General features: G+C 60.0%; 16 protein-coding genes and 1 tRNA gene. 14 read left to right on the forward strand and 3 right to left on the reverse strand.

The window, feature by feature from the left end; all coding sequences use genetic code 11:
• Window positions 1–601 precede the first annotated feature (601 nt).
• The 9 genes from JC607_RS17530 to JC607_RS17570 all read left to right on the forward strand — a co-directional run bounded on the left by JC607_RS17530 (window position 602) and on the right by JC607_RS17570 (window position 6,688).
• Complete coding sequence (locus JC607_RS17530) at window positions 602–1,873, forward strand: type II toxin-antitoxin system HipA family toxin (RefSeq protein WP_198838187.1); 1,272 nt, start codon at window positions 602–604, stop codon at window positions 1,871–1,873.
• Window positions 1,874–1,913: 40 nt separating this feature from the next.
• Window positions 1,914–2,303, forward strand: a complete 390-nt coding sequence (locus JC607_RS17535) for a DUF6634 family protein (RefSeq protein ID WP_198838188.1) — start codon at window positions 1,914–1,916, stop codon at window positions 2,301–2,303.
• A 16-nt stretch (window positions 2,304–2,319) separates the two neighbouring features.
• Window positions 2,320–2,580 (forward strand): hypothetical protein, encoded by a 261-nt coding sequence (locus tag JC607_RS17540; protein WP_198838189.1) that lies wholly within the window; start codon window positions 2,320–2,322, stop codon window positions 2,578–2,580.
• Window positions 2,577–3,395: a phosphoesterase gene (locus JC607_RS17545; RefSeq protein ID WP_198838190.1), complete on the forward strand. Its 819-nt coding sequence runs from the start codon at window positions 2,577–2,579 to the stop codon at window positions 3,393–3,395. Before JC607_RS17540 ends, JC607_RS17545 begins: the two co-directional genes overlap by 4 nt.
• A complete protein-coding gene (locus JC607_RS17550; protein ID WP_370584860.1) occupies window positions 3,388–4,017 on the forward strand; it encodes an HAD family hydrolase in 630 nt (209 codons plus the stop codon). The genes JC607_RS17545 and JC607_RS17550 overlap by 8 nt, the downstream gene beginning before the upstream one ends.
• A gap of 69 nt (window positions 4,018–4,086) precedes the next feature.
• The gene (locus tag JC607_RS17555) at window positions 4,087–4,908 is read left to right on the forward strand and encodes a metallophosphoesterase (RefSeq protein ID WP_198838192.1); all 822 of its coding nucleotides are present in this window, start codon (window positions 4,087–4,089) and stop codon (window positions 4,906–4,908) included.
• A 51-nt stretch (window positions 4,909–4,959) separates the two neighbouring features.
• Window positions 4,960–5,808: a metallophosphoesterase gene (locus tag JC607_RS17560; RefSeq protein ID WP_198838193.1), complete on the forward strand. Its 849-nt coding sequence runs from the start codon at window positions 4,960–4,962 to the stop codon at window positions 5,806–5,808.
• Between the two features lie 110 nt (window positions 5,809–5,918).
• Window positions 5,919–6,248, forward strand: a complete 330-nt coding sequence (locus tag JC607_RS17565; protein WP_198838194.1) for a type II toxin-antitoxin system MqsR family toxin — start codon at window positions 5,919–5,921, stop codon at window positions 6,246–6,248.
• Window positions 6,245–6,688, forward strand: a complete 444-nt coding sequence (locus JC607_RS17570; RefSeq protein ID WP_198838195.1) for a type II toxin-antitoxin system MqsA family antitoxin — start codon at window positions 6,245–6,247, stop codon at window positions 6,686–6,688. Before JC607_RS17565 ends, JC607_RS17570 begins: the two co-directional genes overlap by 4 nt.
• Window positions 6,689–6,704: 16 nt before the next feature.
• Here the strand turns inward: JC607_RS17570 and JC607_RS17575 are convergent, their stop codons facing one another.
• Window positions 6,705–8,231, reverse strand: a complete 1,527-nt coding sequence (locus JC607_RS17575; RefSeq protein ID WP_198838196.1) for a DUF6880 family protein — start codon at window positions 8,229–8,231, stop codon at window positions 6,705–6,707.
• 333 nt (window positions 8,232–8,564) lie between these two features.
• Between JC607_RS17575 and JC607_RS17580 the strand changes: the two genes are divergently transcribed.
• The 5 genes from JC607_RS17580 to xerC all read left to right on the forward strand — a co-directional run bounded on the left by JC607_RS17580 (window position 8,565) and on the right by xerC (window position 13,695).
• Window positions 8,565–9,047 carry a hypothetical protein gene (locus JC607_RS17580; protein WP_198838197.1) on the forward strand — a complete coding sequence of 161 codons (483 nt, stop codon included), beginning with the start codon at window positions 8,565–8,567 and terminating at the stop codon, window positions 9,045–9,047.
• A gap of 126 nt (window positions 9,048–9,173) precedes the next feature.
• The gene (locus tag JC607_RS17585; RefSeq protein ID WP_198838198.1) at window positions 9,174–10,943 is read left to right on the forward strand and encodes a site-specific integrase; all 1,770 of its coding nucleotides are present in this window, start codon (window positions 9,174–9,176) and stop codon (window positions 10,941–10,943) included.
• On the forward strand, window positions 10,924–12,342 hold the full coding sequence (locus JC607_RS17590; protein WP_198838199.1) for a hypothetical protein: 1,419 nt from the start codon (window positions 10,924–10,926) through the stop codon (window positions 12,340–12,342). Before JC607_RS17585 ends, JC607_RS17590 begins: the two co-directional genes overlap by 20 nt.
• 136 nt (window positions 12,343–12,478) lie before the next feature.
• Complete coding sequence (locus JC607_RS17595; protein ID WP_198838200.1) at window positions 12,479–12,670, forward strand: hypothetical protein; 192 nt, start codon at window positions 12,479–12,481, stop codon at window positions 12,668–12,670.
• Window positions 12,667–13,695: a tyrosine recombinase XerC gene (xerC, locus tag JC607_RS17600; RefSeq protein WP_198838201.1), complete on the forward strand. Its 1,029-nt coding sequence runs from the start codon at window positions 12,667–12,669 to the stop codon at window positions 13,693–13,695. The genes JC607_RS17595 and xerC overlap by 4 nt, the downstream gene beginning before the upstream one ends.
• Before the next feature lie 68 nt (window positions 13,696–13,763).
• On the opposite strand, the gene JC607_RS17605 is transcribed toward xerC, so the two are convergent.
• A tRNA-Cys gene (locus JC607_RS17605) sits at window positions 13,764–13,837 on the reverse strand.
• Between the two features lie 88 nt (window positions 13,838–13,925).
• Window positions 13,926–14,162 carry a hypothetical protein gene (locus tag JC607_RS17610; RefSeq protein WP_233092976.1) on the reverse strand — a complete coding sequence of 79 codons (237 nt, stop codon included), beginning with the start codon at window positions 14,160–14,162 and terminating at the stop codon, window positions 13,926–13,928.
• Window positions 14,163–14,276 lie beyond the last annotated feature (114 nt).

Consider the following 14,276-nt stretch of genomic DNA (forward strand, 5'->3'; position numbering starts at 1 on the left):
GCGTGAGATGAGGGCGCGGGATTTACCAGTTACCCCGGATCATCTCGTGAAGCCCGCCCCTGAACGGCGGGCTTATTACTTCCTTGACCACAGGTTCTCTCCGGCGTGTCTGATCAGTGCGAAAGTCGGCAGGCTTTCGGCGGCATGGGGCCTGCGGAATAAAAACCGTGACCTTAACGCATACAGTTCATTCGCCAGAAACCATCGCAGAAAAAATGACACGAACAGCTCCCGGCCGGCCGCTCGAAGGTGTCCGAAACCTGAACGATTCGTCTCGTGAGGCGGTGAGCATTGGGTTTTCGGCGCGCTTGTCCGACCGAGGCCCGAGCGCCGACCAGATTTCTTACCCGCAAAAAAAATGAACCGACCTGGCGGCTAAAGGGCCTTCCTGTAATAGGAAACGCCAGAAATCAGAGGCCGGAAAAAATACAACCACTTGAAAACGCTTTATTTTATGTCTTGCGTGACTGCAGGCGCGATGCCTATCTAAGTTTTGCGCTCCCCGTGGCGCGCCGAAACACCCTGATCTGCACCACCACCGCGCAGCGGTTGTCGGGCTTATGCCCGCTGATCGCGCACGCCCTCGCTACAGGTGAACCCGATGGCCCCTATCGTCGACGCACTCGATCTCTTGATCTGGATGCCGGGTCAGCGTCAGCCCGTCGTTGCCGGGCAGGTGGTGGACAAGACGAATGTGGTCTCCTTCCGCTATGAGGCCGGCTACCTTGAGCAACCGGACGCGATCAGCCTCTTCGACCTCGATCTGCCGCTTGGCGATGGACAGCAGCTGCCGCAGGATCCGCACAGGATCTCGCCTTCGCTGCGCGACGCATTGCCGGACAGGTGGGGGCGGCGTGTCATTGCTGCCGGGCTGCGCGCCGATGGCATCTGGTGCGGGGCCGAGGACGAGATCGACGACATCACCCTGATGCTGCGCACTGGTCTAGACCGGATCGGCGCGCTCGGTTTCTGTCGCCCCGGCACAGTTCTGTCCAACACAGAAACGGCCTCGCCGCCGCTGGAGGAGTTGGTCCGGCTCGTCGACATCATCGACGATGGAGAACCGGTGCCATCGGAACTCCGTCCTCTGTTGCCACATTGCGCCTCTGTCGGCGGCGCCCGGCCTAAAGCGCTGTTCAGCGACGCCCAGGGGCGGAGGTTCATCGCCAAGTTCGGGATGGCGGACGATTATCCGGTCGTGCAGGGCGAGTTTGTCGCCATGCGGCTCGCGGAACATGCCGGGATCAGCGTTGCCCCTGCTCGGATCGAGCAGGTCGACGGGCGCCCGGTGCTGCTGGTCAGGCGCTTTGACCGACAGCCCCATCCCGCGGGCGGAGAGATGCGGCATCACATGGTTTCGGCGCTGACCTGGATGCAGGTTGGTGAGATGTCGGCGCGGCACATCACCTATCCGCAGCTGGCCGCCATCATGGAAGCCAGTTTTGCCGATCCGGTGAGGGACAAGGCCGAGATGTTCGCCCGGATCCTGTTCAATATCCTTGTGGGCAACACCGACGACCACGCGCGCAACCATGCCGCATTCTGGGACGGCGAGGCGCTGCGTCTCACGCCGGCCTACGACATCTCTCCGCAGCGGCGCAGCACGCGCACGGCAAATCTCGCGATGGCGCTGGCAGACGGATCCCGCGCGGCGACACTGGCCAACGCGGCGGCCGTCGCCCCGGCATTCGGGATTTCCGATGCGGCGTTCCGGCAGATCGTCGACAGGCTGGTGGGCACCATCACCAGCCACTGGTCCGCCGTATGTCACGAGGCTGGCCTTTCGCGGTCTGAGCGCGAGAGGCTGTCCGGGTGTCAATTCCTGAATGAATATGCATTCGAAGGGATGGGGCGCACCCCGCGACTTCAATGACGGGCCTCTGCCAGCCCGTTGATTATCTTTGGAGATGCCGATGCCGAGTATGATCGCCGTAGCCGCCGCCGAGGCGCAGACGGATCCCACGCCAGAGATTCTGGCTGACGCGCCCCTCCTGTGCAACTGGCTCGCCGCGATCGATTTCGCAGGTGTGCTATGCCTAGCGGGAACCGTCAGTGGTCACCCGAGGCTGGAAGATGGCAAGCGGATTTTCACTTCGGTGCTGGTTGCGCTCGATCCTGGCGGGGCATGGGCCCGTAGTCGCAGCAGATGGTATCGACTGGACACCGAATGGCCGACGGCTGGCCCGCCCGAGGAAGTCACCCTTCGCGGCTACACCTGGCTGCGTCGGGATGACGCCGTCCATCTCGCCAAAAGCTTGCGTTTCTCGGTCCTTAACCGTCACGGTCGGCAATTCGATGCCTGACAAGAAGGGTGTTCGGATGGCGAAAAAGAAAGCAACACTCGCCCACCTCTCGTCGGCACTGGCAGACGCCACCGATGATGCGGCTGTTGTCGAGGACATCCTGGTGCTGATGCATCTGGCGGGCGCAGCGCTCGAGCCGGCGACCGCAGGCGCCGTGTCGAGCGGTGCGATTATCGCCCGTCAGCACATGGCAAGTCTGCGCGACAATCTGCATGCCGCACGGCGCGAACTGGCCAGGCTGCGGCATAAAGATCGGCCCAAGGAGCACAGCACGTGACGACATGGTTCACTGCAGACCAGCATCTCAGCCATGAGAACATCATCGCGTTCTGTGGGCGGCCGTTTCCGGACGCGACAGCTATGGATGCTGCAATCATCGCCGAACTGCAGGCGCGAGTCCGCGACGAGGATGATCTTTGGATTTTGGGGGATTTCGCGGTCAGCAAGGCGACCGGTGCGCAGCGTGCCGCCGTGCGCGCGATGTTCGACGCGATCCCGGGCCACAAGCATTTGGTGGTCGGGAACCACGACAGGGCATGGATCCGCGATCTGCCCTGGGACAGCATTGCGCCGATGGCCGATATTCTCGTCGAGGGGCGCCGCTTGTGCCTTTGCCACTATCCGATGATCACCTGGCCAGGGGCCCGCAGAGGTGCCCTACAACTGTTCGGCCATGTCCATCAAAACTGGCGGGGCACCCGCAATAGCGTCAATGTAGGTGTCGATATGTGGGACTTCCGCCCGGTGCCCCTGCCGGAGATCGAAGCGCGCGCGGCGTGCCTTCCAATCAATCGGCACTGGGACCAGGTGGAACCTGGCTGCTCCTTTCCGACTGTGCTTTGCGTCGGCTGCCATACAGTTCTGGATCCGCAGCCTCCCTCCGGCCACGCCGTCATGCGCGGCGAGAGCATTGTTGTCTGGGATGATGGCGAGATCATCGCCAGCCTAACCGCAGACTTCCCGGCATCGTTCAGTGATGGCGATCACCTTTGCGCGCAGTGCATCGGCGGCCATCTTTCCGTCCGCAACCTGACCATCGCGGAAGGCTTCCGCTACGACGAGAGAATCAACCGGAGCTACCCGGATGCATGATCCTGATCATCGTGCTGCAGTCCGCGCCGTGGCGTTCGATTGCTTCGGCACCCTGCTGAGGATCACTGAGCCGACAAATCCGTGGCGATCCCTGTTGGCGGAGGTTCGTCGCCACCCCGGGGCGCAGGCGCTTGACCCGCGGCGCGAGCCGATCTTGACCATCGAAGAATTCGCTGCGGCTTGTGGTGTGCCGTTCCGCGCGCAATGGCGCGTCGATCTGGATCGGGAAATCGCCAGCATAGAGGTGATGCCTGACGCGCTTGCCGTGCTATCTGCCCTGCGGGCGGGAGGTTTCCGGCTTGCCTTGGCCAGTAATCTGGCCCCGTCCTATGTCGGACCGGCGCTGGCGTTGCTCGGGGAATTCATCGACACAGACTGCCTCTCCTGCGATCCGGACATCCGCGCGGTAAAACCGACGGCGGCTTTCTTTACCGCGCTTCACGGCAAGATGGCGCTTCCCGCTGCCGAAATTCTGATGGTGGGCGATAGCCTCGCCTCGGATGTTCAGGGCGCCAGGGCGGCAGGTATGTCGGCGCTGCACCTGGTTCCCGGTGCGGCCGCGCCAAGCCCGGGTCAGGTCCGGTGCCTTGCTGATGTCACGCGGTTCCTGAACCTCAATTAACCCGGCGCGGCGCGCCTGTCTCTGCAGGCGTAACCGGCTCGACATGCGCTATTTCGAAAGACAAATCAGATGTCCGTTCTGGTGCTTGCTGACCTCCATCTCGACATGTGGCTTCAGGTCGGGATCGACCCGTTCCTCTGGCTTGCCCACGGCCAGTATGACATCTTCGATGGGCTGATCATCGCGGGCGATCTTTCGAACAAGCCCAAGGTGCGCTGGCCGCATATGCTCGCGCATCTGAAGCGCTACATGCCCGCCGAGAAGATCTACATCGTGCCCGGCAACCACGATTATTATGACCATGTGCTTGATGGTGACGATCGCCTGGCCGCGATCTGCGCTGATGCCGGGGTGAATTTCGCCCAGAAATCCGAATTCTTCATCGGCGGCCTGCGGTTTCTCTGCGCGACCCTTTGGACAGACTTCCAGCTGGACGAGGCGCCGGAATGGGCGATGGAGGTCGTGGAGCGCCAGATGAACGACTACCGCTATATTCGCCTCGCCTCAGAAGGCTATCGCAAGATCCGGCCCGCCGACACGATCCGGGTTCATGCAGACCACCGGGCATGGTTGGAAAGCCGGCTTTCCGAAGCCTATGACGGTCTTACGGTGGTGGTAACGCATCACTGCCCGCTGCCAGAGCTGATCAGCGAGGGTCCGCGCGACGAGATGGATTTCGCTTATGGGTCGGACCTTCGGCGGCTTATGACGAAATATCGGCCACACCTTTGGCTGTTCGGTCATACCCATTTGCATAGCAAGGGATTTGGCGGTGTGGGAACGCTGGTGCAGAACGTCTCGGTTGGCTACCCGGATCAGATGCATCCTGAGGATCTGACAGGTTGCATGATCCGCGGCCTTGTCGCCCTGCCAAGGCCGCGGGGCGATTGATCCGCTCTGCCGCGCCGGCACATCCCGCTCTTCGAAAGGCCAGCTAAATACATGAAAATACTTGTCCTCGCCGATCTGCATCTCGATGAAATCACCGACCGCGATCTCCTGCACCGCCTCGGCGAAGAGATCGCGCATGTCGGCCAAGAGGCCGATGCCCTGATCGTCGCAGGCGATCTGGCGGAGAATGCGGCACATAAATGGCCAGGCGCGATCAGGTGGCTCGGCGCCCACTACCCATTGGCGAAGACTGTCCTCCTACCTGGTAACCACGACTATTACGGCGGCAACCTCGATACGCTCGACAACGATCTGAATAAGATCTGCCGGGAGGCCGGATGTTCCTTCGGGCAGTGCCGTCGTATGGAACTGGGCGATACACGCATTCTGATGGCGACGCTCTGGACCGACATGCGGCTGTTCGATGCCGAGGGAGAAGCCGCCGTCGAGGATTCTCTTTGGAACGCGCGGATGATGCCGGACTACGGATATGGCGCGATCCTGATCGGTGATCCCGAACGGGGGCTTGAGCCCGAAGATACCATCGCCGTCCACGAGCGGCAGAAATCATGGCTGATCTCCGAACTGGCAAAACCCTGGTCCGGCAAGACCGTGGTGATCACGCATCATGCCCCTTCGGCGGCGGTCACGGGCGCCATGACCCCGCTGTCGCCGTGTTTCGCCAGCGACCTCGACGATCTGATAGACCGCTACAGGCCGGATGCCTGGATCTTCGGCCACACGCACAGGCCCGCAGAACTGCGGATGCCTGGCGGCTCGCTGCTACGCAACGTCTCGCTCGGCTATGAGCACGAGCTCCGCAGTGCAGATATCGGAGACCGGGTCCGGCGGGGGCTGATCGACCTGAAAAGCGTTTCGGGGCAGGAAAATGGCGATTGAATCGCAACGACTGTAAGCTGGCTTTACGGCTGATACCCGTCTTCCGAGCGCTTCATACCGGAAGAGCTGTCTGTGGCAGCGGGCTTGATTTTACACCATAGTGGTGCAATATGACTGAAAAGAAGAAACCAACCTACGATCTGAAATCCATTCAGGATGCAGCCTCGACCATGTTGGTTACCCGTGCCGCCCTCATGGGGGCGGCGGAACTCGGGATGACCCGCAAGGAGATAGAGGAGGTTGTCCTGCACCTCACCCGCAAGGATTTCTACAAGTCCGTGACCACGTTCGCAAATCACGCAGTCTGGATGGATGTCTATCACGGGAAGCAGGAGATCGAATGGAACAGCGAGGTGGAGACGGTGACGATTTACATCAAGTTCGTTCAGGATGTGGTGGCCGAATTCAGCCTCACCTCCTTCAAGGAGAAGCAGGAATGACAGCGCGGGAAAAGAGCCGGAAGCACCCCGTCAACGGCAAGGAACTGCTACGCGGAGAACGTGAGATCACCCTGACATTCCGGGGCCAGACGAAGCAGGTCATGATGCCGGGCTGGTATGCTGCGGACGACCTGACAGGGGATGACGGGCTTCACGAGCCTGCCGACATGAAGGTTTCGGACCGTGTGATGAACAGTCTCAAGGCCGAGGCGGCCGGCTTGCTGAACCCGGCCGAGGTGAAGAGTATCCGCAAAAGGCTGCGGATCACGCAGCGCGAGGCCGGAACGATCATCGGCGGTGGACCAAACGCGTTCCAGAAATACGAAACGGGCGACATACTGGTCAGTAAGGCCATCGACACGGCTCTGCGTCTGCTGGCGCGGGACCCCACCCGGCTGCAGGAACTTAGGACAGAGGACCAGGCCGTTCGCGCAGGTTGAGGGGCGACCGGGAGCGTCACTTTTCCACGACCCAGATCGGATGGCGCCCGGCGCGAAACGGCTCGGGCGGTTTGGCGGCGGGCTTATCGCCGGTCAGGGTCCAGAAGCCGCTTTTGCGACCATGCGTGGCCCGCAGAGTCTCGCGGTATTCTTCATGCAGGGGAAATACCGCTGGCCGGGCAGGATCGGCATCCGCATCCCGGGCCAGAAGGGCAAGCCGTTCAAGGTGTTTCGCCCCATGCGGATAGGCCTTCGACCGCGCCCTGGCCAGAATGTCGTCGAGAAGCGCGCGGTAGAGGATCGTTGCGGCCAGCGGATGCTCGTGCTGCAGCTGATCGGCAATATCCGGCAGCGTATACCAGTCGCGCCCGTCCCAGGCCTCGTGCCGCGTGACAATCAGCCTTGCCGCCAGATCGCGGCGTGGCCAGGCAAGGAAGAAGTGCAGCGCGCCCATGGGTTCGGGATGGTGCATGGTCAGCGCCATGGCGCGTTCCTCGGCCTCGATATCCTCGAAATCCGGCAGGGTTTTGAGGTGTTCGCGCAGGAGGCGCGGTGAAAGCGTCTCGGTGAAACGGGCCCAGAGCAGTTGGCTGGCCTCGGGTTTGCGCCCGAGGGCGGCGAGAATGCGGGCCTCAAGGCTGGCCTGAAGGATGGCGGGGTCGTGCTCCGCCTCCGCTCCCTCGTCCTCGACGTCGAAATCATCATGCGCACGGCGTGTTGTCGGGGCCGCGCGGCGCACCCAGATCAGCGCCTCTTCGGCGCGACCCGCCTCCAGCAGCTTTGCAGCAATGGTGAGACTGTCCTGGCTTTGCTCTGGCTTTTCTCGCTCCAGCGCGATGACCTGGTCGAGATCGTCTGTCGCCGCAGCGATCACCTGACGGATCTCGCGCCATTCGCCGGTCATCGAAGGAAACCAACGCCCCGAGGCGCGCTGTCCGGCCTCGACGGCATCGCGCTCGGTGATACGGGCGGCGAGGTCGGCATCCCAGGTCAGAAGTGCCTCAGACGGCATATGCAGGATCACGCGTTCAGCCACGGGCTTGAGATAGCCGTGGTCCGTCTCGCCAAGCACCGCCATGATCGCCTCGGGCAACGCCTCCCGCACGCCAGTCGGCATCCCCTCGGCGGCTGGAGCCATGGCCTCGATGGCCTGCCAATAGACATCCTGAATCCGACCCGAGGAATCGTCGATGCGCTGGAACACCTGTTCATGCGTGGCGATGAACCGCAGAAGCCGCACGGCGGCGAGCGCCGGACCGGCGGGCAGCAGCTCCTTCGCGATGCTGTCGCACAGCCCCTGAAGGTCATCGCGAAAGGCGCGCTCCTTATCCAAATCGACAAAGCTGCGGGCGCGTTCAAGCCCGGCAAGCCGGCGGTCGATCAGTTTTGCGATGGCGTCAGGACCTGATTGTCCGGCCAAAGCCGCGTTGACCCGCCGTTTGAACCCGGGATTGCTCTGCGTCTCATCCAGAACAAGGGCGGCAAGCTTTTCGGCGCCGAGGGCGGCAAGGGTTTCAGCTGAAAGGGCGGGCTTGCGGGCCATGGCCTCACCGGGTGGGAACAGGTTCTTGTTTCTGATGCCCGATACGTCCGCATCCTGCAAGCGTTCCCAACGCTTGAATTGCGACCCGCAATCAGCCCGATTTTACACTCACGAGTAGCGCATTTCGCACGCGATGGCGCAGGGGCAAACCCGCAGATCAAGATGCCTGGGAAAAAGTATTTCCGAAAAATCGGCTGCTTCTCCAATTTTCAGGCCCGAGCGCATCAATCCTATCCCATTGAAAACCATGAGTTGTTTTGCACGAAAAAATAAAATTCGTCAAAAGTGAAAAAAACTTGGGCATCCGAAAATCCGGAACCTATAGAATCGTCAATGGGACACAATGCATCGATATATGCGACCACGCACCCGGTCACGCGCAGTGATCTGAACCGCCACCTGGCGGCGTCCGCTCCTGTCGTCATGACATATATCGAAAAGATCCAATGCCGGGTGCTTCCCGGCGATCGTGTTGATCTGGTCGATCTTTGGCGTCGGATGTGGGGGATCGATCAGGTCCCGATTGCGATGGTGGCGGTCATGAAAAGGCCGCTGCTCACTGTCGATCATGTCGCGGAGTTGGTCAATGTGACCAGCCATACGATCCGCAGGGCTGGCAATACTCTCGATCCCAAATGGAATCTTCCCGAACACGTCGACCTTGGTTCGCGTGTCCGCAGATATCTGCCGCTTCACATTCACTCATGGATCAACCGCTCAGCGCCCGAGCCCTGGCTCGTGCGCCGGCGTGGTCCTTTGGGGCCAATGGGTTTGATCCTGAAGAATACGAAATCCGAACTTCGGAGGGGCGCATAACGCAACAACGAACACAGCTGAAAACGACGAAAAATATGACGAACACCCGGAAGCTTTCGGGGCCGTAAACAGGGCGGGAGTTCGTCATTTCAAATAAAACAACGTGCAGATATGGAAATAACGAACATGACCAATCAACCTTCTGATAATTCGCCTGACCATGAGAATACGATGGAGGACGCGCGCGAGTGTATTGCGTCCTCTGACCGTCTCTCTGAAAGGACCAAAGTGGATTATATGGCACAGATCGCGAGGTGCCCGGTGATCTATAATGCAAACGGTCTTTCCGACATCTCGGCGGATCCGACTGCTTTCTGTGCCCGCTTCCCGAAGAAGAAACTTCCCGCAGAGCATTTCAAAAGTTACGCAGCATATAGGGCGTGGCGGAAAAAGATGATCTCCATCCTCAAACATCTCATGGGGGATTTCGTCCGCGCTACGGACAGGCAGGCACAGAACGATGTCTGGTCCGCCGTCTCGGAGGAGTGGGTCAGGATCCGTCCCGGCAAGTATATGGGAATCATTGCAATCAGCCTGCTTGCTGACGAAGCGCGCCGCAATGGACTTGAGCCGAAGGATTTGAGCCGAGATTGGATTATTCGCATTACCGACGATATTAACACTGGACGACGTCGTGCAATTTCCAACGCAATCCGCTTGCTGGAGAAAGCGCGTGGCGAGTCTGAAAGGCTTGACATGTTGCTTGGTGCGCAGCCTCTGCCAGATCCTGCCGTTATTCGCAGGGCTGGGATCACCGCGCTTCCCGCACACCTCGATCAACAGCTGATTGCCCTTGTCGATGCGCGCTGCAGCGGAGAGTTGGATGAGATATCCAACGAGTTCGTCGGAGGGAGAGCGGTGGCAACCTTCAATAGCTACCGGGCAGCATCTAGAAAGTATATCGCCACTGCTTTGCAGTGCGGCGTTCTTTCGCCCGACTGCCCGAATATTGCAGATGCTTTCGAAAAGCCGGTCTTTATTGAGGTTATGCGCCAATGGATCCGTGAGGACAGGAGGGGATATAAAATTTCCGACCGCTCAAAGCGCTCCTATGTCAGCTGTATAATGTTGCTCGCAGCGGGTTGTGGCAAAGATGTCAGCTTCATGAAGAAGGCACTCGACACCAACCCCAACATGAAGAATGGGCGCGCCGAGGCAAATACCATGCCTTTGGATACCCGCAACTTCTGCTCGCGCCTTCTGCGAAATCGAAGCTCTGAAATGATGTTCAAATCTCTTCACATTCGATTCCGAGAACAGGCTATTTCCATGATTTCACAATCATCGCCTCGTTCTTTCAGTGAAAACCGCATCGTTCAGCTTGGCATGCTGGCGGCATTTTCGGCAATTGCGCTCTGGGGCGTCCCGTTGCGGATCGGAAACATGCAGAGCCTGCGGCATAAGGGCGCCGATCCCTCTCTCGTTTTGCCGCACGGAGCCAGGCAGCGCGCCCACATCCTGATTCAGGCACAGGATGTGAAGAACCGCAAGCCGATCAAGGCGCATATCTCGGACGGCCCGACCAGGGCGCTTGAGATCATTGCCTGGTATCTCGATGAGATCCGGCCGCGTGTGCCCTGGGCCGATCGCTCAAACTATCTGTTTCCCGGCTACAATGGCGAACTCATTGACGATGCTTCGCTGCGCGAATGGCTGCAGGCCCATAGCCGGCATCTTGGCATCCCGATGAACCCGCACAACTTCCGCCACGGTCTGGCTTCGCTCTATTTGCGCGATCATCCGGGGGAATACTCGCAGGCGGCGCGTTTGCTTTGCAATACGCCGGAAACGGTGCGCGCGCATTACGCCTGGATCGATGAGGAGGCCGAGATGAGGAAGGTGCAGGAAGAGGTGACGAGGCTGGGAGGATTTCTTGATGAGCCGGAAGATGAATAGGATGGAAATCCGGGACGAAAAGATCGCGCGGATTGCGGCGCAGCCTCATTGGAACGGGGTCCTCAAGGTTGATGATCTGACCGAGCGTGTTCTCAACAAGGAAATCACGGTAGCGGAGCTTACCAAACTGGATGCGCTTTTTCAGGGCATCGCCGCCGAGGCCTTCGATGAACAGCCCGGCAATGATGTGCTGCAAGGCATCCTGATGGGGTGGGCCGAACACCACATGCGCATGGCCCGCAAGGCGTTGTGGGTTCTTTTCGAGGGGCATCCCTTGCTGCGCGAGCTGGACATTGCGATCGTTGCCCTGACCGGCGCCAAGACGCGCAAACCCTATCCCCAGAGGGCGCGCCAGTTTTCTGTTTTCCCGGAACAGCTGCCTCAGCCGATGCAGGATGCGCTTCGGGATATGGCTGATGGCCTCCCCGGCGCCCACGACACGGTGCCGGTGCCGTCGATGGTCATGACGACGCGCACCAAGGTTTGCGAGCTCGCCAAGGCGGCACTGGATGCCGACCTCGAGGTCCAAATCACGGTTGAGACCGCGTCGGCCTATGAGCGCTCGTTGTTCCGCCGCGAAAAGCCGCTGTCGAAGAAGACCATTCTGTCCGCTGTCAGGCAGGTCAGGGACTTCGCGCGATATATCGGTGCTGACGAGGCTGTTCTTGAGCATTTCGCCGAGCGGATCCGCTTCAACGAGAGCCGGTCCCTTCATGCCGAGCCGCAGAAGGAGGCAAAGGTGCTTGCTCTGCCGGACTATTCCGGCATCTTCGGCATGGCGCTCGACATGCTTGGGGAGGCGGCAGTAACCCGGAATGGTCGGTCGTCGCAACGGCTGCGCAACGGAGCGGTTGCGATCACGCTTTTCTGTCCGTTTCCGTTCCGCGTGGCGGACACCTTCCTGCATTTCGGTCGGGACATCCTCTGGGATGGCGAGGGCTATCGCTTCAACCTGATCATCCAGAAAACGAGGCGGCCGTTCTCTGCGCCTGTGCTCCCGGTGTTCGGCTGGTTCATTGACCAGATGATCCTGCAGGGCGCAGCACCGGAGCACCTTCATGATCTGCGCGCAAAATGCTTTGCCGATCAGCGTGCGCTGTTCGTGAACCACTACGATGGCGAACCGCATGACCGTTTCGTCAGCTACATGTGGCAGCAGATTCTCGGCACCGGCAACCATGCCGCCCGCACGCATCTGCACGACAGTTTCGGCCGGATGGGGGCGCGTGGCGTCGAATTGGCGATGCGGGCTTGTGGCCAGCGTTCCGAGAAGACGGCCGAAGCCTACCGCACCCGCGCGTTTGAACTGCTGTCTCTGGAACGTATCCACGAAGATCTGGCGGCCGATATCCTCGATGAGGAATGGGAAGTGTTCTTCGGTCAGCCTGATCCGGAGTGATGCTTTTATGTGGAAAACCTGATTCGGCGACTTTGGATTTTCGGCACTACGACCGACAATAGTTCCAAATGAACACAAGATACCGGCGAAGCGTTTGAAATGACTGCTTCGCCCGCACACCGAAACGGAAAACATCATGGCCCTCCGTCCGCAAGTCGAAGCAAAAAATACCGCGATGGCCTTTCTGAGGGAGGGCCGTGCTGCGGGATGGCGTCAGGTCAATATCGACTTGCAGCCTGACGGCAGCGTTCGGGTGAACGCGAGCATGGGGGATGAGGGCAGCTCTGACGAGTTCGATGTTCCCAATATGAGAATGGGGCGCAAATGACCAAACGGGGACTTCCCAAGTATGTCTATGAGGACCGGGGCTACCTCCGATTCATCCGCCGGGCGCGCGGTCAGTCGGTTATGATGCCCGAGGAATTCGGGACAGAGGAGTTCTGGGATCATTACAACCGGCTTCTGAAGGGGCAGGTGAAAATTCCTTCCAAGCGGACCTTCGAAGGTCTTGCCCTGAGCTATTTCGAAAGTGACGCCTGGACGAAGCTGAAACCGCGCACCAAATCTGACTATCGGAAATACATCGAGCATATCCGGCAGATCTGGGGCGATAAGGATCCTCAGAAGATCGAGACCCACCACATCTATGCCCTGCATCAGGCCAACCGGGATCGGTGGCGCCAGGCAAATTATCTGGTGCAGGTCCTGGTCGTTCTGCTGAACCACGCCAAACTTATTGGGTTCATCAAAAAGGAGCACGGCAATCCCGCCCATGGCATCCCGCTGTTCAAGCAGCCCGGGGATGGCTGGGAGCCGTGGCCTGATGACATGCGGGCCGAGTTCGAAGCTGTGGCTCCGCCCCGTGCCCGTCTGGTGTATGAGCTCTGCGTTGGCACCGGCCAGCGCATCGGTGATGTGCTCAAGTTCCGCTGGAACCATTTCACCGAGGACGCATTCGACTTCACTCAGGGCAAAACGGACAAGCCCATGTGGATCCCCATGACCGACCGGCTTCGGCACCATCTGGAAACGGTCCCGAAAGAAGGCCTTACGGTGGTCTGCGGTGCGAAGGGGCGTCCTGCGAACTACCGCGTGATCACGGATGAAATGCTTGCCGTCAGGCAGTCGATGCAACACCCGGACGCGAAATCATATGTGACCCACGGCCTGAGAAAGAACGCGACGATCGAGCTTTATCTGGCCGGCTGTGATGACGAGATGGTGAAGGCCGTGACAGGTCATTCGGGTGTCGAGATGCTGAAAAAGTATGGGGGGATGGTGCGCCAGCGGGAGCTGGCGACCCGCGCTCAGGAGGCCCGGAACCGCGCAGAACGGAACAAGTCCGGAACGTGAAAGTTTCAACGGTTGTTTCAAACTTTCAACGCTCGAGGCCGTTACCCGCCTTAAGTCATTGAAAATGATGGAGGCGGGTACCGGAATCGAACCGGTCTTCACGGATTTGCAATCCGCTGCGTAACCTCTCCGCCAACCCGCCGGAGCCTTGGCTTCATTAGGTTTTTTCAGATCGGTCGTCAAGCAGTTATCACTCCGGTTATCACGTTCGTGTTTCGGCTCTGTTCTGTTCATTGCCGTTTCTCCTTCGCCTGACGTGCCCGTATGATCTGCCGGGCCTCGCCTGTGTATTTGCGGGCCATCGCCTTGGTGGCATGGCCGGAATAGGACATGATTTCATCGTCATCGCAGCCAGCCCATGCCAGTTCCATCACCCCGCGATAGCGGAGCGCGTGAAGGTCATAGGCGGCAAGGTCGACGCGCTGGCGCTCGATCAACATCACCTCGGCCATGCGGCAATAGGTCATCCGTTGCCCGTCGCACCGTGCCCGGTGCAATCTCGCGCCCTTTCGGAAGGTGCCCCGCCGGCTTTGTTGAGCAAATCCGGTTATGTCCGGAGTTCCCCTTTCCCCTGACAGACC

The organism is Paracoccus sp. IB05 (assembly GCF_016405985.1).
GTDB lineage: Bacteria > Pseudomonadota > Alphaproteobacteria > Rhodobacterales > Rhodobacteraceae > Pseudogemmobacter.

What these genes read in the sequence shown, in the direction of transcription:
- xerC (WP_198838201.1), top strand. Translation starts at nt 12,667, where the DNA reads ATGACCAAACGGGGACTTCCCAAGTATGTCTATGAGGACCGGGGCTAC.
- JC607_RS17540 (WP_198838189.1), top strand. Translation starts at nt 2,320, where the DNA reads ATGGCGAAAAAGAAAGCAACACTCGCCCACCTCTCGTCGGCACTGGCA.
- JC607_RS17610 (WP_233092976.1), bottom strand. Translation starts at nt 14,162, where the DNA reads ATGACCTATTGCCGCATGGCCGAGGTGATGTTGATCGAGCGCCAGCGC.
- JC607_RS17595 (WP_198838200.1), top strand. Translation starts at nt 12,479, where the DNA reads ATGGCCCTCCGTCCGCAAGTCGAAGCAAAAAATACCGCGATGGCCTTT.
- JC607_RS17550 (WP_370584860.1), top strand. Translation starts at nt 3,388, where the DNA reads ATGCATGATCCTGATCATCGTGCTGCAGTCCGCGCCGTGGCGTTCGAT.
- JC607_RS17590 (WP_198838199.1), top strand. Translation starts at nt 10,924, where the DNA reads ATGAGCCGGAAGATGAATAGGATGGAAATCCGGGACGAAAAGATCGCG.
- JC607_RS17565 (WP_198838194.1), top strand. Translation starts at nt 5,919, where the DNA reads ATGACTGAAAAGAAGAAACCAACCTACGATCTGAAATCCATTCAGGAT.
- JC607_RS17530 (WP_198838187.1), top strand. Translation starts at nt 602, where the DNA reads ATGGCCCCTATCGTCGACGCACTCGATCTCTTGATCTGGATGCCGGGT.
- JC607_RS17585 (WP_198838198.1), top strand. Translation starts at nt 9,174, where the DNA reads ATGACCAATCAACCTTCTGATAATTCGCCTGACCATGAGAATACGATG.
- JC607_RS17580 (WP_198838197.1), top strand. Translation starts at nt 8,565, where the DNA reads ATGGGACACAATGCATCGATATATGCGACCACGCACCCGGTCACGCGC.
- JC607_RS17535 (WP_198838188.1), top strand. Translation starts at nt 1,914, where the DNA reads ATGCCGAGTATGATCGCCGTAGCCGCCGCCGAGGCGCAGACGGATCCC.
- JC607_RS17575 (WP_198838196.1), bottom strand. Translation starts at nt 8,231, where the DNA reads ATGGCCCGCAAGCCCGCCCTTTCAGCTGAAACCCTTGCCGCCCTCGGC.
- JC607_RS17560 (WP_198838193.1), top strand. Translation starts at nt 4,960, where the DNA reads ATGAAAATACTTGTCCTCGCCGATCTGCATCTCGATGAAATCACCGAC.
- JC607_RS17555 (WP_198838192.1), top strand. Translation starts at nt 4,087, where the DNA reads ATGTCCGTTCTGGTGCTTGCTGACCTCCATCTCGACATGTGGCTTCAG.
- JC607_RS17570 (WP_198838195.1), top strand. Translation starts at nt 6,245, where the DNA reads ATGACAGCGCGGGAAAAGAGCCGGAAGCACCCCGTCAACGGCAAGGAA.